Here is a 19,751-nt window from a genome sequence, read left to right on the forward strand (position 1 = left end):
GCTGGGATGAAATCCCAGCATCACGAAACTGCAAGAAATGCTGGGACTTCATCCCAGCCTACGAAAGCAACGCTAACCACTGCGCAACAAAATCTCCAGCAACTGCCGAAAGCGTTTGCCATACGGTGGATTGAACAGCTTTACACCATTGAGGCGTGCTTGCCGAAACACCGGCTTCATGTGCGAAAACGTGCGAAAACCTGCTTCGCCGTGATAACCGCCCATGCCGGATGGCCCGACACCACCGAACGGCAGCCGATGCTGGGCGATGTGATAGATCGTATCGTTGAGTGTGACGCCACCGGCATGCGTGCGAGTCAGCACCTGATCGATGCGCGCCTGATCCTGTTCGAACAGGTACAGCGCGAGCGGACGTGGATGATTGGCAACGTAATCGATAGCCTGGTCGAGCGTGTCGTAGGGCACCAGCGGCAGCAGCGGGCCGAAGATTTCCTCCTGCATCACGGGCATGTCATCGCGCACGTCCATCAGTAATGTGGGCGTGAGCATGCGCCGTTCGGCGCGATCTGCGGCGTCACCCAACATTTCGCTGCGCGCACCTGCGCTCAATGCGTTGTTGCGCAGCTCCATCAAGCGCTGATAGTGGCGATCGGTAGCAATGCTCGCGTACTGCCGATTGTTGGCAATATCGGGATACAGGCGAGCAGTAGCTGCTTTCGCTGCCATGGTGAAGCGCGCGATATCGGCACGCGGCAGCAGCACATAGTCGGGAGCAATGCAGGTTTGTCCCGCATTGATCAGCTTGCCTAACAGGATGCGTTCCACTGCATGTTCGAACCGCGCACCGGGTCCGATGATCGCGGGCGATTTGCCGCCCAGCTCCAACGTGACCGGCGTCAGGTTGGCGGAGGCCGAGCGCATCACATGATGGCCAACGGCGGTCGAGCCGGTAAACAGCAGATGATCGAACGGCAACGCGGCAAATGCTTGCGCCACTGCGGCATCGCCATTGATCACCAGCACTTCATCCGGCTGGAAATGACGTGCGATCAATTCGGCGAACAGCAGCGAAAAGCGCGGCGTGTATTCGCTCATCTTGATCATCACGCGATTGCCGGCCACGAGTGCATCGATCAGCGGACCGGCAGCGAGAAACAGCGGATAGTTCCACGGCACGATGATGCCGACCACGCCTAGCGGCTGCGGACGCGTTTCGATGCCGGCGGGCAGAAACGCCAGGCTTGCCAGGCCACGGGTGGGTTTCATCCAGCGACGCCCATGGCGAAGTGCGTGGCGAATGGCCGACAGGCTGGGAAACACTTCAAGCATGTCGGTTTCTTCGCGCGGGCGACAACCAAAATCCGCGTTGATCGCTGCGGCGATCTGATCGCGATGTTGGCTGATGGCTGTGTCCAGCGCGCGCAGGCGACGCGCACGTGTGGGCCAATCGGGTAACGGCGATTGGGCCTGCGCCGTACGCAAACGTTGCAGTTCGGCAGCAAGATCGACTTGGTCAGGCTTGTTCATCAGCATTTTGCTCACAATCCCGCGCTCTATGCATGCAGCGCCGCCATGGTGGCATGCCGCGTGACGGTATCACCAAAGCGGAAACGGCTACGCACATCACTATTTTCCTCTCCATGCATTCAATGCAGCACCACGCAATCCCCCGGCTGTGCTGCAATCCAGGCTTTGATCAAGGCAAGTCCTTCCTTGTGCACGGTGCTGCGCCCGATCTCCGGCATCATCGTGCCTGGCTCGGCGGAGCCAAGGCGGTAAGGCACGATCGAATCGTCAGGATGGCCCGGCACGATGTCGAACAGATGATCGCCGGTGCCCTGGCCTGCTGCTGTCGGCGGCTTGCAAATACCGATATGGCGATCTTCCGGCGTGCTGCTATCCAGCGTCAGGCCGGTGGTATTGGCTGCACCTTTCGGATTGTGGCAATGGCCGCAGTTGATATCCAGATAGGCACGCGCACGCGCATCGAGCGATGCGTGTGGGTCCATCCAGTTTGCATTGCGGGGCGCGTTCACTGGGACCGGTGCGCCGGCGAGATAGCCCACGTGCATCAGGTGGACGAGTTGGTTTTCGTTGCCATCGGCGTAGCGGTAATCGCGATTGAGATGACGCGCCTTGGGACCGATCGGTTGCAAGGCGCGCGTGGTCCAGTCGCGCGCGTGACAGCTTGCGCATTGGCTTTGATCCGGCACCACGTAATTGAAGTTTTCGCGCTCGCCATCGTCACTGACGAGCGTCAAGGCCTGTACGTCGCCAGTGCGGGCGAGCAGGGCATCGGTCTGGTTGGTATTCCAGACATAAGGAATCGCCACCCATCCTTCCTTGCGCTTGACCAGCAAGCGCGTCTCGATCAACCGCACGTTGGCGAGTTCCAGGCCTTGCCCCGGCGCGGCGAAATCCCGGCTGGTGTCGTAAGTGCGCGCAACGTTCGAGGCGTTCCGGGTCGCGCTCTTCGGCAAGGGATAGAAGAAGGTCTTGCTGATGATCGTGCCCACTGGGAAATCGAAGGTGTCCGTGGGGCTGTAATGAGCGGATACGCCCCTGGGCATCCAGATCGTGCGCAGCTTGTGCGCGTAGTCGGTAAACAACGGCGTATTGAGTTCGTAGGGCACCACGCCTTGGTTCAACTGCAAGACGTCGTCGCGCGCTTCCACCACGTGCCAATCGCTGAGCTTCGGCGGATAACCATCATCGTGAAAGGCCACCGGCTGCATGTCGCGATGGCAGGCCGCCAGGCATAGCAATGTGATTAATAGCATGCATCCGCGCATCCACAGCTTTGTCGACATCAGCGGCACTCTCAGACTTTCGGTTCCGGATTCAGCGCAACAGGCGGCAGCTTGGGCAGGCTGCATTGGAACGGCTTGATGTCCGTGCTTGGAGTTCTATAGCCGTGCGGCCCATCAGCATTGAGTACGCCGCTGGCATCCTGGATGCAGATGCGGTCGTCTGGTGACGGCACGCCGCCGGTCTGGTTCTTGGGATCGGCATAACCATCCCACAGCACATCGGGAAAGCTGCCGTTGATGCCATACACGGCGGTTTTCAGCGTTTTCAGCTTGAGGCCGTCCGGCGAATTGCCGCCGCCCTTGAAGCGATTGCCGTAGACGTAGATGCCTTTCGGGTACGGGTTGTAATCAGCGGCGACGCCGAGCTTGTTGTAGTAGTTGGTGGAGAAATAACTGGAGATGATCACGTTGGCCGTCTGGTTGTCGGCGATGTCGTTGTCGAAGATCTCCACCTTGTCGTTGGAATTGACGACGACGCCCGAGCCCGCCGGCACGCTGGCTACCGCCGCGCCTTTCTTGGCGAAATTGGTGGTGTTGTTGTCGAACACCTTGTTGCGAAACACGCGCGTGGCGTGGCCAGCCTGCGAAAGATTCGGCATGTTGAATACCAGGATGCCGCCGGTGTTCTTGGTAGCGATGTTGTCGTAAACGTCGGCATTCACCGAGTTCTCGATCTCGATGCCGGCCACGTTCTGCTCGGCACGATTGCGTCGCACGACGATATTGTTGGATTGCCCCACATAGATACCGGCATCCGATGCGCCGATTACCTCCGAATCTTCCACCAGCACGTTCTGCGTCTTCACCGGATACAGGCCGTAGGCACCGTTGGTGCTTTTGGGGCCGTCGGTCCAGGCAATGCGCACGCCATGAATGGTGATGTTCTTGCCTTGGTTGATCTTCAACGCATCGCCCATCGTGTCTTCGATGGCGAGATTCTCGATAGTGAAATCGTCGGCGTTTACCAGCAGGCCTTCGGGGCCGACGATCTGTCCTTTGAATGACAACACGGTCTTGTCCATGCCCGCACCACGAAGGGTGACGCCGTTGGTGCGCAGGCTAAGGCCGCGCTTGAGCGCGAAATGGCCGGCCGGTATGTCGATCACGCTGCCGGGTTTGGCATCCAGCAGTTGCTGCTCCAGCTTGCTCTCGAAAGACGCGTCGGCCTGATTTTGCGAGGCGTTCTCCTGCTGGCCGCAGGACGGCAGTAACAAGAAAAAAGCGATCAAGATGCAGAGCTTGCGCATGCCGGCCGATCTCCCCTCGCGCCATACGAGCGCGTACCCAGGCACTGTCCCGCAAGCGGCAAAGCGAGGGGAGGGCAAAAGGGACTGGGATGGGGGGTAAATCGGCCAGTGTGGACATGGCGCAGATATCGGTGGTGGGAACCAGCCGGATCGGTGTATTGAAAAGCGTTCAAGACTGTCTTGCCGAGATATCGCTACTTGGGCTTAAGCCATCTCTTTATCTTGAGCATCCATCAACGGTAAAGAGGAGGCAGCCATGCGTTCTCGTTTGCTTGAGCGCTGGTTTGGGCATGCAGGTGGCGGCGGACTCGCACCTGCCAGACGTCTTGTGGATAGTAGAGTGACGGGCGGGCCGGACAAGAAACGCCCCACTCAAGGCGTGCACGTTGTTGGCGCAAGATCGCAGCGCATTTGTCTGGGTATCGGCGACGGCAGCGTGCATCGTCAGTAGGCATGAAAAAAGCGCACCGCGATGCGGTGCGCTTCAATGTCAACACAGCGATCAGCGTGCGCCACCGCCTGCATATAGCCGTTCACCGGTCAGCCAATACGCATCGTCGGAAGCCAGGAACACGGCGATCGAAGCGATATCGTTAGGTTGGCCAATGCGTCCCAGTGGCGTGGCGGCCAGCGCGTACTTTTCAAAGTCGCCGCCGATTGCGCCAACGGCATGCGCGCCTTCGGTCTCCACCATGCCGGGATTGAGTGCATTCACGCGAATCTTGCGCGGCCCCAATTCCTTCGACAGCACGCCGGTGATCGCATCCACGGCACCTTTGGTGGCGGTGTATACCACCGTATTTTCGGGCACGATGCGCGACACCAGCGAGCCGATATTGATGATGCTGGCGCCTTCGCCGAGATGCTTCACGGCAGCCTGGGTGGTAAGCAGCAGGCCACGCACGTTGACGTTGAACTGCTTGTCGTAATGCGCCTCGCTGATCGCTTCGATCGGCGCGAACTCATAGACGCCCGAATTGTTCACGAGAATGTCGAGACGGCCGTAGTGCTTGATCGCGGCGTCCACAATCGCCTGCGCGTCGGCGGCTTTCGAAACATCGCCCTGCACGGCCACGGCCTTGCCGCCGGCCTTCACGATGTCATTGACCACCGCATCGGCGCCTGCCTTGCTGGACGCGTAGTTGACGACGACCGCCGCGCCTTCGGCGCCATATGCACGCGCAATCGCAGCGCCAATGCCCTTGGATGCGCCGGTAACGACGGCGACTTTACCTTTCAACTTGCTCATGGGATATGTCCTGGTGGGTGGTGAAGGGGTTCTGAATTCCTGTAGTTCGTAACTTATGAACTATGGAACTAGAAATCAAGGGCCGATAAAATGCCCGCCATGCGGCCGCTGATTCACCCATCCATCGAAGACATCACCGTCGAGGGCATTCTCCATGCCTTATCCGACCCCGTGCGCGCCGCCATCTACGCCGAGCTGGCCATCTCCAGCGGCGCCACCTGCTCCAACTTCCTCAAGATCAGCGACCGCGAGATTCCCAAGTCCACGCTATCGCAGCATTTTCGCGCGCTGCGTGAGGCGGGCCTGATCCGCAGCGAGCGCCACGGCGTGGAGATGCGCAACACCACGCGTTGCCAAGAGATCGACCAACGGTTTCCTGGGTTGATCATGACGATCATGAAGGCGCATCAGATTCAGGCGGCGGAGCGGCTGCAAGGAGCAAAACGCAAAGCGGCTGCCAGGAAAAAAAACGGCTGAGCAGCTAGCGCAGGCAGGTTGGATCAGCGCAGCGTAACCCAACAATGTTGCTGCGATATGTTGGGTTACGCTGAGCTAGCCCAATCTACGACATTCAAGGCAAGCTTCGCCGTGCCACCTGTGGCGGCATGCCCGTCCAGCGTTTGAACGCTCTGCGAAATTCACGCGGATCACTGAAGCCAAGCTCGATACCGATTTCCGCGACGCTCAATTGACCGGCGTGCAGCAGTTCCAGTGCACGTTCGGCACGCACGCGATCATGGATTTCCCGAAAGATGCGTCCGCTCTCCGCCAATCTGCGGCGCAACGAGCGTTCGCTCAGATGCAGCGTGCGGGCGACTTCGGTGAGTTTGGGATGATCGCGCAAGCGGTTGCGCAGCAGGCGTTCGACGGAGACGACGATTTCATCGGACGGGCTGTTGCCGCGTAGTTGTTGGTGGCATAGCGCAAGGGCCTGCCTTGAAACCAGCGGGTTGTAGCCGGGGAGTGATTGCAGCAGCCAGTCGGCGTCGATCACGATGCGGTTGTGTTGCGCGCCGAAGCGTACTTCGCATTGGAACGTATCCGTGTATTCGCTCGCGTAAGCAGGTGGTGGATAGGTGAACTCCATGCGTATCGGTGTGATGGCCGGGCCGACCAGTTCGCGTGCGATGGCCAGGCAACTGGCGAACAGTTCTTCGCACAGGAATGGCAGCAGTTCGATGTCACCGTAGCGGGGCCATGCCTGCACGCCGACGTGGTGCGCGTCGATCGCCACGAAATCCACATCCAGCAGGCTGCCGCAGATCTTGTGGTTTTCGATACCTGCGCTCATGGCTTCGCCAAAATGGCGCGAGGTCATCATCGCCAGGCCCAGCAGGCCGAAACTGCCGATGGTTTCGTTGCGGCCGATCAACAGGCCCAGCGCCGGTATGCGCATGGCGCGCAACGCGCGCGAAATGACCATGCGCGCCTGCCGGTATGACACGCGCAGGCTGGGGTCATTGATCTGCTGGCGAGTGATGCCTAAGCCGGCGAACCACGGCTCGCTGGCAATGCCCTGGCGGGCAGCAAACTCGGTGAGATGCACCAGTACGTTCGGTGGGATGTCAGCGGCTTGCACACGCGGATCGGGCTCGATCGCCGAAACGGCCGCGCGCCGCGTGTCGTGTAGTTCGAATGCTGCCTGTGACATGCCGAACCTTCCCCCTAGGAGCCTGCCGGACTTGAGTTGGCCGGGCTGCAAATGCGCCTGCGCGGCCCATATTTCCGGCGCTTCTGGACCCATAGAACCACTATGGGCCGGCGAATCACCGAAAATCTGTCCTCACGCAGTCGCATTTGACCAGCTACGCTGTTGTAAAGCGCCTCGCCTCGACCACTCAAGTCCGACAGGCTCCTAGCCAACCCCGATGGCGCAGGCGTCTGTTCTAGCACGGGCGATGTCGGGGTGGTTAGCGCGGCGCACAAGTTCAGCGTTGTCGCGCTTGCAGTGTTACTGCTGCGTGGGTTTTCCGTTCGTGGTTTGTGTCGCCGCCGCACGTTTCCATTGCTCGATCCAGCTGTCGAGATCGGCGAGACGCTTGGCCGGATCGTCCTGCATCGACATGCCGACCGCCGAGCCGGCCACACGGCCGGATGGATCGAGCAGCATCAAGGTGGGGAAGATGCCGATACCCAGTGTGTCCATCAGCGATTGGCCGTGATACAGCACGTTCCAGGTCAATCCGCGTTCCTGCACGAATTGGCGCGCGGTGTCGGCGTTTTCATAGGTGATGGATATGAGGTTCATGTCGCCGTGTTCGCGTGCAAACGCATTGAGCGTCGGCACTTCGGCGATGCAGGGTGCGCATTCGGCAAAGAAGAAGCTGACCAGGGTGTAGCGGCCGTGCAAGTCGCTGAGGCGTTGCGTGCTGCCTTGCAGTGAGGGCAATTCGAACGGCGGGAAAGCGTCGCCGCGACCGAATGCGAAGCGGCCTGGTTCGCCGGCGCGTGCGCCGGCCGGGCGCAAACGCAATACGGCCGCGCCGGCCTGGGCGTCGCGGGTGATGCTGTAGTGACGGCGGCCTTCGTGCATTTGTTGCGCGAAGGCGGGGTAATCGATGGGTTTGCCGTTGGCGTCGAGGTAACGAACGTGGGGTGTGGTGCCGAGTTGCAGCGTGGCGACGAAGCGCATTTCGTCCGGTGCCGGATTTCCTGCATGCGCTGCGGCGCTCATGCATAGCAGCAGTGAGATGACTATGAGTGTTCGTCGCATGGTGAGCGATAATAAACGAGTATCGGATAGGCATCCTTGCCTTGCTTATCGGATGAGCCGTGGTGCAATGTCTGCGTAGGCTGGGATGAAATCCCAGCATCGCCATGCTGATCATGCTTGGATTTCATCCCAGCCTACGACTGCAACCCATGATGCGCGGTAACGGCCGCGCACTCATGGATTGGCTGTGTGTTACTCGCCAATCGTCAGCAGGGAAGCATTACCACCCGCCGCGGTCGTATTGATCGTAAGCGTACGCTCGGTCGCAAACTTCACCAGATAATGCGGGCCGCCCGCCTTGGGGCCCGTGCCCGACAGCGATTCGCCACCGAACGGCTGCACACCCACCACTGCGCCGATCTGGTTGCGGTTGACGTAGCAATTGCCGACACGCGCGTGGCTGCGGATGTATTCCACCGTGTCGTCGATGCGGCTGTGCACGCCGAGGGTAAGGCCGTAGCCGGTGCGGTTGATCTGGTCGACCACTTGCGGCAACTCGCTGCCCTTCCAGCGGATCACGTGCAGCACCGGGCCGAACACTTCGCGCTTCAATACGTCGAGCGAAGGAATTTCGTAGGCGCGCGGTGCGAAGAACGTGCCGTTCGACGTCGCGGACGGATCGAGCCTGGCTTCGGCGATCATCGAAGCTTCCTTGTCCATGCGCGCGGCGTGGTCGACGAGGATCTTCAACGCATCCTCATCGATCACCGGACCTACGTCGGTGGAAAGCTGCCCGGGATCGCCCACCTTCAACTCAGCCATCGCGCCGCCGAGCATGCCGATGACCTTGTCGGCGATGTCTTCCTGCACGAACAACACGCGCGCGGCAGAGCAGCGCTGGCCGGCGGACTGGAAGGCAGAGGCGATCACATCTTTCACGATCTGCTCGGGCAGGGCGGAGGAGTCGGCGATCATCGCGTTCTGGCCGCCGGTCTCGGCGATCAGTGCCGCGATCTGCGCATTGCGTGCGGCAAGTGCGCGGTTGATGGCCCAGGCGGTTTCGGTGGAGCCGGTAAAAGCGACGCCGGCCACACGCGGGTCTTTCGTGAGCGCCGCGCCCACCACCGCGCCGTCGCCCGGCAGATACTGCAGCACGTCGGCCGGCACGCCGGCTTCATGCAGCAGCTTCACGGCGACGTAGCCGATCAGGCTGGTCTGCTCTGCGGGCTTGGCGATCACGCTGTTGCCGGCGGCAAGCGCTGCCGATATCTGGCCGAGGAAAATCGCCAGCGGGAAGTTCCACGGGCTGATGCACACGAACACGCCGCGGCCATTGAGGAACAGCTGGTTGCTCTCGCCGGTCGGCCCGGGCAACTGTTCCGGATGACCGAACAGGCGGCGCGCCATCGCGGCGTAGTAGCGCAGGAAGTCCGCTGCTTCGCGAATTTCAGCGATCGAATCGGGCAGGCTCTTGCCGGCTTCGCGCACGCACAGCGCGATGAATTCACCGCGACGCGCTTCAAGCTGATCGGCAGCATGCTCCAGGATCGCGGCGCGGCTGGCAGCAGGCAGGCGATCCCAGCCTGGCTGCGCGGCGACGGCATTGGCCAGTGCCTTGTCGACCAGGGCGGCATCGGTGCTGACGTAGCTGCCTACCGCCTGACGGCGATCGGCAGGATTGGTCACCGACACGGTCGGGCCTTTGCTTTCACCGCCCGGCACCAGCGGCGTGGCTGCCCAGGTGGTGGATTTTGCGTTGACCGCCTCGGCGAGGGCCTTCAGTTCATTGTCGTTGGAGAAGTTGACGCCCATGGAGTTCTTCCTGGTTACCAGATCTGAATTCTGCGCAAGCGCGGAATTGTCACCGAAGAGATTGACCGGCAGAGGAATGCGCGGGTGAGGAATGGAGGCAAAGCGACGCACCGTTTCGCACGGATCGGCAACGAGATCGCGGACTGGCAATGTTTCATCCACCACGCGATTGACGAAGCTGGTGTTGGCGCCGTTTTCCAGCAGGCGGCGCACCAGATACGGCAGCAGATCTTCGTGCGTACCCACCGGCGCATACACGCGGCACGGCACATTGAGGTTCTGCTTGCCGATCACCTCGGCGTACAGATCCGTGCCCATGCCATGCAGACGCTGGAATTCGAACGGACGTCCGCGCGAGATGTGATGCACGGCGGCGATGGAGTGCGCATTGTGCGTGGCGAATTGCGGATAGATCAGCTCGACGCCGGCATCGAACAGTTTGTGCGCACAGGCGAGATAGGAGACGTCGGTGTTCGGCTTGCGCGTGTACAGCGGATAGCCGGACAAGCCCAGTTCCTGCGCACGCTTGATTTCCGCATCCCAATACGCGCCCTTCACCAGGCGCACATACCAGCGGCGCCCGGTGGCGCGCGCGGTTTCGATCAGCCAGTCGATGACGAACGGCGTGCGCTTGGAATACGCCTGCACCACGATGCCCAGACCATTCCAGCCTTGCAGCGACGGATGCGCAAACACGTCGCCGATGATGTCCAGCGAGAGCTCAAGGCGATCGGCTTCTTCCGCATCCACCGATAACGCGATGCCTTGCTTCATCGCCAGCTGCGACAGTTCCAGCAGCTTGGCAGTGAGGTCATGGCGCGCTCGTTCGCGATTGGCCACTTCGTAGCGCGGATGCAGCGCGGACAGCTTCACCGAAATCGACGGCGCATCGGTGTGATTGGCAAACGGGCCGCGTGCACCAATGCGCGCGATGGCGTTGCGGTAATCCTGCTGGTAGCGCTCGGCGGTTTCCGCAGTGAGTGCGGATTCGCCGAGCATGTCGTAGGAGTAGCGATAAGCGGTGTATTCGCCCTTGCTGCAGCGATCCAGCGCTTCGTCGATGGTGCGGCCCATCACGAACTGATGGCCCATGATGCGCATCGCCTGGCGCACAGCCAGGCGGATGGCCGGCTCACCCGCGCGACCGACCAGTCGGCGCAGCGCGCTGGTGAAATCCTGCCGGGTTTCCTCGGCGAGATTGACCAGCTTGCCGGTGAGCATCAGGCCCCAGGTGGAGGCGTTGACGAACAGCGACTCGCTCTGGCCCAGATGCTTCTTCCAGTTCGCATCGCCCAGCTTGTCGCGGATCAATTTGTCCGCCGTGGCTTTGTCGGGGATGCGCAGCAAGGCCTCGGCCACGCACATCAGCAGCACGCCTTCCTCGCTGGAAAGGTCGTACTGGCGCATGAAGGATTCCACCGCGCTCTGGTCCTTGGCGCGCGCACGCACGCGGGTGACCAGATCGGCAGCGAGATCGATGACTTTTTCGCGCTCGACCGGCGGCAAGGTGGCCTGGGCGAGCAAGTCGTTCACGGCCTCCGTTTCGTCGCGCAGCCAGGCGGCAGTAATGCGCGCGCGGGCCGGCTCGACGCTGGTCGGCAGTTCGGGAGTAAGAATGGGTTGGGTCACGGTGGCGTGGCGCGTGGGAGGGGAAGGGGAAACAGGGAATGGCAAATTGTACGGGGGCGGCCCAGGCCGTGCATTCGAGCACTGCAGCAATCAGCGGAATCCCGTGTAGGTTGGGGTGCGAACCCAACATCGCCATGCGTGCAAGATCGGGATGTTGGGGTTCCCACCCCAACCTACAGTCGTTGCAACAAGCGAAAGCACACGAGACAAATTGTCGCGCCCGGCATGGCGTTCCATGCTGCCGTTGTCCTTGCCCACCGCCACACGCGCGCCCTATGATCGAACACGTTCCAGGCACGCCGGACTTCCATGATCGTGCTTCGACCAGCCCTCGGCGGCCTGCCGTGCGTGATGTGGCTTCGGCCCAATCGCACACTCAGCCGGCGTGGCCTGCGTCACCTGATCCTGGTGTTGGCTGCGCTGGTGTTGATAACGGCAGGTCTGGGAGCGTGGCAGGGCGACGTATTCGCTCCGCTATTCGCCCTGATCGAGGCTTCCGCCGTCGCCATCGCCCTGAGCGTGGCATGGCGGGCCGGCGACCGCAGCGAACGCATCACCCTCGACCATTCGTCGCTGGAGGTGCAAACCCTGCCAGGTCGCCGTTGCACGCGCTTCCAACCCTATTGGGTGCGCGTGCTGCTGGAGTCAGGGGAGGGGCGTTACCGATTGTTGTTGTCGTCGCACGGACGCAAGCTGGAGGTCGGGGCTTTCCTCACCGACGAGGAACGCGCCGAGCTGTTCCGGAAACTCAGGGCGTTGCTGGCCGATTTCCAGGCCGAGCGCAGGTAGGGTCAACAAAGGTGCAAACATGACAGCTGGCGGCATCGGGAAGCACGGCATCAGGGTTGGAAAGCACTTCAGGCATGCAATCGGCGCGCTCGGCGCAGCCTTCTCACTTTTGTTCGGCAATGCCGTCCTGGCCAATCCGCAACCGGGCCAGTTGAACCTCACGCCCGGCGTGACGACGTATTCCGACATTCCCTACATGCTCAACAACGTGGCGTTGGGCGTGTGCGTGGTGATCGGCATCCTGGTGTTCGGCGCGATGTTCATCGCCATGTTCCGCTTCCGCAAATCGCGCGGCGCGGTGCCGGAGAAGTGGTCGCACAACACCACCATCGAAATCATCTGGACGGCGATCCCGGTGATCATCCTGGTTTCTCTTGCATGGCTGGCCACCGATGGCCTGCGCAAGTTTTCCGATACCACCGGCTCGCAGATGACGGTGAAGGTCACCGGCTACCAGTGGAAGTGGCGCTATGACTATGTCGACTACCTCGGCAAGCCGGTCAGCCATGTCGATTTCATGTCCAAGCTGGACGATCGCAGCAACGCCACCCGCCAGCTGGATTCCGGTCTCGATCCGTATGCGGTGAAGGTGGGTGACGAAAACACCTATCTGCTGGATGTCGATCATCCGCTGGTGGTGCCGGTCGATACCAAGATCCGCTTCGTGATCACCGCCGACGACGTGATCCATTCCTGGTTCGTGCCGGCGCTGGGCTGGAAGATGGATGCGATCCCCGGCGTGGTGAACGCCACGTGGACCAATATCAAAGTGCCTGGCGTGTATCGCGGCCAGTGCGCCGAACTGTGCGGCCAGGACCATGGCTTCATGCCGATCGTGGTGAAGGCCGTCTCGAAAGAAGAATTCGCCAAGTGGCTGGCCGATCAGCAGAAGCCGGCCACGCCCGCACCTGCCGCGGCGTCCACCGCGGCAGCACCCGCGCAGGCGACGGCGCAGGTGGCGACGAAACCGAACAATCAGGGTTGATCTCTCGGCTGCTTAAAAAGCAGTTCACGACTGACGCATTCATTGAGGTAGAGGTCCAAGGCCATGGCGCACGCAGCCACCCACGATGAGCACCACGACGAGCATCACGAGCACCAGAGTTTCATCCAGCGTTGGGTGATGTCCACCAACCATAAGGACATTGGCACGCTGTACTTGGTCTTCTCGCTGCTGATGTTCTTTATCGGCGGCAGCTTCGCGATGGTGATTCGCGCCGAGCTGTTCAAGCCGGGCTTGCAACTGGTGCAGCCGTACTTTTTCAACGAAATGACCACCATGCATGCGCTGGTGATGATTTTCGGCGCGGTGATGCCGGCCTTCGTCGGTCTTGGCAACTGGATGATTCCGTTGATGGTCGGCGCGCCGGACATGGCGCTGCCGCGTATGAACAACCTGTCGTTCTGGATTCTGCCGTTCGCCTTCGCGCTGCTGCTGTCCACCTTGTTTTTGCCGGGCGGCGGCCCCGCTGGCGGTTGGACGATGTATCCGCCGCTGTCGCTGCAGAGCGCCTCGACCGCTTACGTGGTGTTCGCGATCCACTTGATGGGTATCAGCTCGATCATGGGCGCCATCAACATCATCGCCACCATTCTCAATATGCGTGCGCCGGGCATGGATCTGTTGAAGATGCCGGTGTTCGTGTGGAGCTGGCTGATCACCGCGTTCCTGCTGATCGCGGTGATGCCGGTGCTGGCCGGCGCGGTGACCATGCTGCTCACCGACAAGTACTTCAACACGCACTTCTTCGATGCCGCCGGTGGCGGTGACCCGGTGCTGTTCCAGCACGTGTTCTGGTTCTTCGGTCATCCCGAGGTGTACATCATGATCCTGCCAGCGTTCGGGATCATCTCGGAGATCATTCCCACCTTCTCGCGCAAGCCGATCTTCGGCTACAAGGCGATGGTGTTCGCGATCGCCTCGATCGCGTTCCTGTCGTTCATCGTGTGGGCGCACCACATGTTCGCGGTGGGCCTGCCGCTGGGCGCGGAAATCTTCTTCATGTACGCGACCATGCTGATCGCAGTGCCCACTGGCGTGAAGGTGTTCAACTGGGTTGCCACCATGTGGGGCGGCGCGATGACGTTCGAAACGCCGATGCTGTTCGCCATCGCGTTCGTCATCCTGTTCACCATCGGCGGTTTCTCCGGCTTGATGCTGGCGCTGGTGCCGGCGGACTTCCAGTACCACGACACCTACTTCGTGGTGGCGCACTTCCACTACGTGCTGGTGACCGGTGCGATCTTCGCGATCATGGCGGCGACGTATTACTGGATCCCGAAGTGGACCGGCAACATGTACAGCGAGTTCTGGGGCAAGGTGCACTTCTGGAATTCGGTGGTGTGGGTGAACGTGTTGTTCTTCCCGCAGCACTTCCTTGGCCTTGCCGGCATGCCGCGCCGTATTCCGGATTACAACGTGGCCTTCGCCAACTTCAACATGATCAGCTCGATCGGCGGGTTTTTGTTCGGTGCCTCGCAGCTGATCTTCCTTGGCGTAGTGGTCCACTGCGTGTGGTTCTCCAAGAAGAAAGCCACCGATCGCGTGTGGGAAGGTGCACGCGGACTGGAGTGGACCTTGTCGTCGCCGCCGCCGCATCACAGCTTTACGATCGCGCCGGTGATCCATGACGAAGAATTGGCACACGGCCACGTCGAGGATTGATCACGTGAAACTCGATCATCGCTTGCTGGCATCGGATCAGGAACAACGGCTGCGTCGCGCGCGGCGCACGGCGAAAGTGGTCGGCATCGTCGCTTTCGCCGTGTTCATGGTATCGATCGCGCAGATGCTCTGGTTGCAGCATCACCCGCAAGCACATGCGCAGGCCATCCAGGAAGCGCTCATGCAGTAACCCGCTGCGGCGGGGGAGAACGTAGGTCACCAGAACGTAGCTCATCAGGGCCGTCTACGGGATACAGATCATGGGTCAGCAGCACGACATCTACTACGTACCGAGCAAGAGCCAATGGCCGATCGTGGCTGCGGTGGTCATGTTCCTCACCGTGTTCGGTGCGGCGCATTGGCTCAATGCCGATCCGGATGAAACCGGCTTCGGCAAGACGCTGCTGCTGATCGGCTTCGTCGGCATCCTGGGCATGTTCTTTGGCTGGTTCCGCTCGGTGATCCACGAGTCGATGGCCGGCAACTACAACACCCAGGTGGACCGCTCGTTCCGCATGGGCATGATGTGGTTCATCTTCTCCGAGGTGATGTTCTTCTGCGCCTTCTTCGGCGCGTTGTTCTACATCCGCATGTTCTCGGTGCCGTGGCTGGGTGGCTACGGGCATGGCGTGTTGACGCATCAGTTCCTGTGGAGCGATTACGCGGCTTCGTGGGGCGCGGGTGGCGGCAATGGCCCCGCACATGTTGGCGGTGCGTTCCAGACTGTCGCGCCATGGGGCCTGCCGCTGCTGAATACGCTGATCCTGCTCAGTTCCAGTGTCACTGTGACGATCGCGCATCACGCATTGAAGGCGGGCCATCGCGGCAAGGTGCTGGCCTTCCTCGGCGTCACCGTGCTGCTGGGTGCGAGCTTCCTGTACTGCCAGGCGCATGAGTACATGGAAGCCTACAAGGAACTCAACCTCACGCTGGGCAGTGGCGTGTACGGCTGCACCTTTTTTATGCTGACCGGCTTCCACGGCCTGCACGTGACGCTGGGCACCATCATGCTGGCGATCATCTGGCTGCGCGTGCTGGCGGGCCACTTCAGCAAGGAGCATCACTTCGGCTTCGAGGCCGTGGCCTGGTACTGGCACTTTGTGGATGTGGTGTGGCTGGGACTCTTCATGTTCGTCTACATCCTCTGAGGCGTCGCTCACGGGAGTAGAAAAGCCCGCCGGAAGGCGGGCTTTTTGTTTTGCCTTACGTAGGCTGGGATGAAATCCCAGCAGCAGAAACCACAAGAAAGTTGGGATTGTCATCCCGGCCTACGCGCTAAAAGTCGCAGCTACGCTGCCTGACAAAGCAGCCCGCTACAATTACTGGCCCACGCCGTGCGGGTGGATCCAGCCCATTCGGATACCGACGATCACCATCGCAATCAGCAGCAAGGAAAAGCTGATGCGGCGGGTCAGTGCCCACACGGTGCGTTTGCTTTCGTCCTTTTCGGTCATCATGAAATACAGGGCCTGGCCAAGGTTGAAGATCACCACCAGGAACATGATCACCAGCGCTACTTTGTAGATGGTTTCCACGTGAGAATTCCAGGCACGCCAGACATCGCCAGTATAGCCATGCCCCACGGAGTTGCCGCGTGGACGTGATGCGCCGTCCGGCATGGTGGTCGGTACTGCTGACCGTGGCCGGAGTGCTTGTTTTCGTGCGTCTTGGCGTATGGCAATTGCATCGCGCGGACTATAAGGATGAGCTTCTGCGACGGTATGCCGCGGCGGCCAGCGCGCCGGCGCAAGCGTTCACCGCAGTGGCCGATAATCCCCCCGCCAAGGCGTATCCGCGTGTACGCGTGCAAGGGCGGTATCGCACCGATCGCCTGTACCTTCTGGACAACCCCAAGCACGACAGCATGGGCGGTGTGGAAGTCTATGCGCCGTTCCAGCCAGCGGGGCAAGGTAAATGGCTGTTGGTCGATCTGGGTTTTTTGCCCGGCAATGGCACGGACAAGGTGCCGCAATTGCCGCCGCTGCCCACGGATACGCAAACCTTGCAGGGTATCTATCAGCCGCCGCCGGGTACCGGCTTGGAGCTAGGCGGCGATGCACTAACGCAGCAGACGCAGTGGCCGAAGTTATCGGTGTATCTGGATCTCGGCCAGATAGCAGCCGATCTGCACGCGATGCTTTATCCGCGGGTGCTGGTGCTGGACGCCGATCCGTCGGCGATCTACGTGCGCGTGCATACGCTTGATCTTTCTTCCATGCCGCCAGCACGGCATCGTGCGTATGCGTTTCAATGGTTCACGTTTGCGGTGGCAGCGGTGGTCATTTTTTTGGTGCTACATCGCAAGCATAGAAAGAGATAAGCGGATGCGAACCTCGGCGTTCTTTCAGTATTGCGCATCCACCCATGCCGTCATTCCCGCGAAAGCGCCTCCGCTTTCGCGGGAATGACGGCCGGAAAATTTGAAGGCTTCCCAGGAACATGACTAAGTCAACTACCCCAAGCCAGCGCACAAGCCGCCTGAAATTCGTACTGGTGATCCTGGTCTTCGCCGCACCCATCATTGCCGCCGCGCTACTTAACCTCAGCGGCTGGCAGCCAAACGGCAAGGCCTACGGCGAGCCTGTCGTTCCCCAACACAACTTCGCGACGGAACAGGTGCCATTGCATCTTGCCGATGGGAAAACGTGGCCCTGGCGCGATACCTCGCCACGCATGACGCTGATCGCCCTGGCCGGCCCGAATTGCGCCGAGCACTGCATTGATACGCTCACCAAGATGGCCGCTGCACGCATCACGCTCAACAACAATATGTCGCGCCTGCGCTTGCTGTATATCGGCCAGCTGCCTGCCAACGCGGCTACCAACGGCATGGAAAACTACTGGGCCATCGGCTCGGATCCGGATAACCGCCTCGCCGAGTACCGCCCGACGACACCAGACAGCGTGAGTGCGCTGCTGGTGGAGTCCGACGGCACGGCGCTGGCGCGGTATCCTGTCGGTTTCGATCCGAGCGGCCTGCGCAAGGATCTGCAGAAGGTAATCCGTTGATGCGCACCCGCAAGATCATTCCCTACCTGGCCGTGCTCGCGGCGGTGTTCGCGTTCGGCCTGGTGATGTTCGGGGCATTCGTGCGTTTGTCGAACGCCGGGCTTTCCTGTCCCGATTGGCCGACGTGTTATGGCAAGGCCACTTGGCCGCATCACGCACAAGCGGTGGCGCAAGCCGATGCAGCATTCCCCGATCGTCCTTACGAGGCGAGCAAAGCCTGGCGCGAACAGGTACACCGCATGCTGGCCGGCACGCTCGGCGTATTGGTGGTGGTGCTTGCGCTGCTGGCAGCGCGACGGGACCGCGTCGTCATGTTGGCGATTATTTTCAGCGCGCTGTTTGCGGCGGTCGGCGTCGGACTTTATCTGCATGGCGAACGCAACTGGTCATCGGGCCTGGCGTTGCTGGCGATACTTTTACCCATCGCAGGTGCGTTCTGGTTGCGCGAATTTGCGGCGCTCAAGATGAGTGTGCTGGCGTTGGCGGTGATCATCTTCCAGGCCATGCTCGGCATGTGGACGGTGACGTTATTGCTCAAGCCGATCGTGGTGATGGGCCATTTGCTCGGCGGCATGACCACCTTCGGCCTGCTGGCGTATGTCGCTTTGCGCTGCCATGGCCTGGGATCACCCGACAATCGTTATGCGGCACTGCGCAGAGCGGTAGTGTTCGGCATCGTGTTGTTGGCGTGCCAGATTGCGCTGGGCGGCTGGACGTCCGCCAATTACGCGGCCTTGGCTTGCGGCACCGATTTCCCCACCTGCCTGGGGCAATGGACCCCCCCCACCGATTTCCATCAAGGCTTCGTGCTGTGGCGCGAGATCGGCGTGAACTACGAAGGCGGCGTACTCGACATGGCAGCGCGTAGCGCGATCCAGATCACCCATCGCATCGGTGCGCTGGTGGTGTTCTGCTACCTGCTGTGGCTTGCCTATCGTTTGCTGCTCAGCGGATTTCGCTTTGGCGCCATAGCGGTTGCGGTCGTGCTGATGGCGCAGGTAGTGCTCGGCATCAGCAATGTTCATTTCGGCCTGCCATTGCCGGTTGCCACGTTGCACAACGGCGGCGCTGCCTTGCTGCTGTTCACGCTGTTGGCCAATTACGCGCGTCTGCAATCCTGGCATGCGAATGACATGGAGTCGTTCGCATGATGCAGCTGCGCGAATATTTCCAGCTCACCAAGCCGCGCGTCGTCGCGCTATTGGTGTTCTGCGCAGTCATCGGCATGTTCCTCGCTGTACCCGGCATTCCGCCATGGCGCGCGCTGGTGTTCGGCACGCTTGGCATCTGGCTCGCTTCGGGTTCTGCAGCAGCCTTCAATCACTTGATCGACGAACGCATCGACAAACTGATGGCGCGCACCGCACGCCGTCCGCTCGCCACCGGCAAACTCAACGCACGACAGGTGCTGGTGTTTGCGGCCGTGCTGGGCATCATCTCGATGGTGATACTTGCCTCGCTGGTGAACGTGCTGACCGCATGGCTCACGTTCGGCGGCCTGATCGGCTACGCATTGGTATATACCGCATACCTCAAGCGCGCCACGCCGCAAAACATCGTCATCGGCGGCCTCGCCGGCGCCATTCCACCCGTGCTTGGCTGGACGGCCGTCACCGGCGCGCTGCATCCGTTTCCATTGCAGCTGTGCCTGATCATCTTCGTCTGGACGCCACCGCACTTCTGGGCGTTAGCGATCTTTCGCCGCGATGACTACGCCCGCGCACAAATCCCGATGCTCCCGGTTACCCATGGCGTGCGTTACACGCGTTGGCAAATCCTGCTCTACACCATCCTGCTGGTGATCGTGAGCGTGCTGCCGTCAATTACCGGCCATAGTGGTTTGATCTATTTCGGTGGCGCGGCGGTACTTGGCGCCGGGTTCCTCTATTACGCGATCCGCCTGATGAATCCGCCGGACGAATACTTC

At 61.0% G+C, this 19,751-nt stretch carries 18 protein-coding genes; 10 read left to right on the forward strand and 8 right to left on the reverse strand.

Annotation, left to right across the window (positions count from 1 at the left end; genetic code table 11):
• Nucleotides 1-72: 72 nt before the first annotated feature.
• The 4 genes from VJR68_RS01245 to VJR68_RS01260 all read right to left on the reverse strand — a co-directional run bounded on the left by VJR68_RS01245 (nt 73) and on the right by VJR68_RS01260 (nt 5,267).
• Nucleotides 73-1,488 carry a coniferyl aldehyde dehydrogenase gene (locus VJR68_RS01245; RefSeq protein ID WP_324145728.1) on the reverse strand — a complete coding sequence of 472 codons (1,416 nt, stop codon included), beginning with the start codon at nt 1,486-1,488 and terminating at the stop codon, nt 73-75.
• A gap of 119 nt (nt 1,489-1,607) precedes the next feature.
• The gene (locus VJR68_RS01250) at nt 1,608-2,741 is read right to left on the reverse strand and encodes an SO2930 family diheme c-type cytochrome (protein ID WP_324145729.1); all 1,134 of its coding nucleotides are present in this window, start codon (nt 2,739-2,741) and stop codon (nt 1,608-1,610) included.
• Between the two features lie 41 nt (nt 2,742-2,782).
• The gene (locus VJR68_RS01255) at nt 2,783-4,018 is read right to left on the reverse strand and encodes a parallel beta-helix domain-containing protein (RefSeq protein ID WP_324145730.1); all 1,236 of its coding nucleotides are present in this window, start codon (nt 4,016-4,018) and stop codon (nt 2,783-2,785) included.
• Between the two features lie 502 nt (nt 4,019-4,520).
• A complete protein-coding gene (locus tag VJR68_RS01260) occupies nt 4,521-5,267 on the reverse strand; it encodes a glucose 1-dehydrogenase (protein WP_324145731.1) in 747 nt (248 codons plus the stop codon).
• Nucleotides 5,268-5,357: 90 nt separating this feature from the next.
• Here VJR68_RS01260 and VJR68_RS01265 point away from each other — a divergent pair, with 90 nt between their 5' ends.
• Nucleotides 5,358-5,744 carry a helix-turn-helix domain-containing protein gene (locus tag VJR68_RS01265; RefSeq protein ID WP_324145732.1) on the forward strand — a complete coding sequence of 129 codons (387 nt, stop codon included), beginning with the start codon at nt 5,358-5,360 and terminating at the stop codon, nt 5,742-5,744.
• Nucleotides 5,745-5,838: 94 nt separating this feature from the next.
• Here VJR68_RS01265 and VJR68_RS01270 read toward each other — a convergent pair whose 3' ends face one another.
• The 3 genes from VJR68_RS01270 to putA form a co-directional block, all read right to left on the reverse strand.
• Complete coding sequence (locus VJR68_RS01270; RefSeq protein ID WP_324145733.1) at nt 5,839-6,918, reverse strand: AraC family transcriptional regulator; 1,080 nt, start codon at nt 6,916-6,918, stop codon at nt 5,839-5,841.
• 300 nt (nt 6,919-7,218) lie between these two features.
• Entirely contained in the window at nt 7,219-7,941 is a 723-nt protein-coding gene (locus VJR68_RS01275; protein ID WP_324145734.1) for a TlpA disulfide reductase family protein, read from the reverse strand.
• Between the two features lie 231 nt (nt 7,942-8,172).
• The gene (gene putA, locus VJR68_RS01280) at nt 8,173-11,361 is read right to left on the reverse strand and encodes a bifunctional proline dehydrogenase/L-glutamate gamma-semialdehyde dehydrogenase PutA (protein WP_324145735.1); all 3,189 of its coding nucleotides are present in this window, start codon (nt 11,359-11,361) and stop codon (nt 8,173-8,175) included.
• 351 nt (nt 11,362-11,712) lie between these two features.
• Between putA and VJR68_RS01285 the strand changes: the two genes are divergently transcribed.
• From VJR68_RS01285 to VJR68_RS01305, 5 genes are all read left to right on the forward strand, one after another.
• Nucleotides 11,713-12,150: a DUF2244 domain-containing protein gene (locus tag VJR68_RS01285; RefSeq protein ID WP_324145745.1), complete on the forward strand. Its 438-nt coding sequence runs from the start codon at nt 11,713-11,715 to the stop codon at nt 12,148-12,150.
• A gap of 19 nt (nt 12,151-12,169) precedes the next feature.
• Nucleotides 12,170-13,135: a cytochrome c oxidase subunit II gene (gene coxB, locus VJR68_RS01290; protein WP_324145736.1), complete on the forward strand. Its 966-nt coding sequence runs from the start codon at nt 12,170-12,172 to the stop codon at nt 13,133-13,135.
• Nucleotides 13,136-13,198: 63 nt separating this feature from the next.
• Entirely contained in the window at nt 13,199-14,815 is a 1,617-nt protein-coding gene (gene ctaD, locus VJR68_RS01295; RefSeq protein ID WP_324145737.1) for a cytochrome c oxidase subunit I, read from the forward strand.
• A 4-nt stretch (nt 14,816-14,819) separates the two neighbouring features.
• Entirely contained in the window at nt 14,820-15,005 is a 186-nt protein-coding gene (locus VJR68_RS01300; protein WP_324145738.1) for a hypothetical protein, read from the forward strand.
• 70 nt (nt 15,006-15,075) lie between these two features.
• Nucleotides 15,076-15,963, forward strand: coding sequence for a cytochrome c oxidase subunit 3 (locus VJR68_RS01305; protein ID WP_324145739.1), 888 nt, complete (start codon nt 15,076-15,078; stop codon nt 15,961-15,963).
• Nucleotides 15,964-16,134: 171 nt separating this feature from the next.
• On the opposite strand, the gene VJR68_RS01310 is transcribed toward VJR68_RS01305, so the two are convergent.
• Nucleotides 16,135-16,350, reverse strand: a complete 216-nt coding sequence (locus VJR68_RS01310) for a twin transmembrane helix small protein (protein ID WP_188797564.1) — start codon at nt 16,348-16,350, stop codon at nt 16,135-16,137.
• A gap of 59 nt (nt 16,351-16,409) precedes the next feature.
• Between VJR68_RS01310 and VJR68_RS01315 the strand changes: the two genes are divergently transcribed.
• The 4 genes from VJR68_RS01315 to cyoE all read left to right on the forward strand — a co-directional run.
• Entirely contained in the window at nt 16,410-17,135 is a 726-nt protein-coding gene (locus VJR68_RS01315) for an SURF1 family protein (protein ID WP_324145740.1), read from the forward strand.
• Nucleotides 17,136-17,254: 119 nt separating this feature from the next.
• Entirely contained in the window at nt 17,255-17,824 is a 570-nt protein-coding gene (locus tag VJR68_RS01320; protein ID WP_324145741.1) for a hypothetical protein, read from the forward strand.
• The gene (locus VJR68_RS01325) at nt 17,824-18,975 is read left to right on the forward strand and encodes a COX15/CtaA family protein (RefSeq protein ID WP_324145742.1); all 1,152 of its coding nucleotides are present in this window, start codon (nt 17,824-17,826) and stop codon (nt 18,973-18,975) included. The genes VJR68_RS01320 and VJR68_RS01325 overlap by 1 nt, the downstream gene beginning before the upstream one ends.
• Nucleotides 18,972-19,751 (forward strand): heme o synthase (gene cyoE, locus VJR68_RS01330; protein WP_324145743.1); only part of this gene is annotated, 780 nt, incomplete at its 3' end. The genes VJR68_RS01325 and cyoE, both read left to right, overlap by 4 nt.

The sequence above is a fragment of the Dyella sp. genome (assembly GCF_035277725.1).
Classification (GTDB): domain Bacteria; phylum Pseudomonadota; class Gammaproteobacteria; order Xanthomonadales; family Rhodanobacteraceae; genus Dyella_B.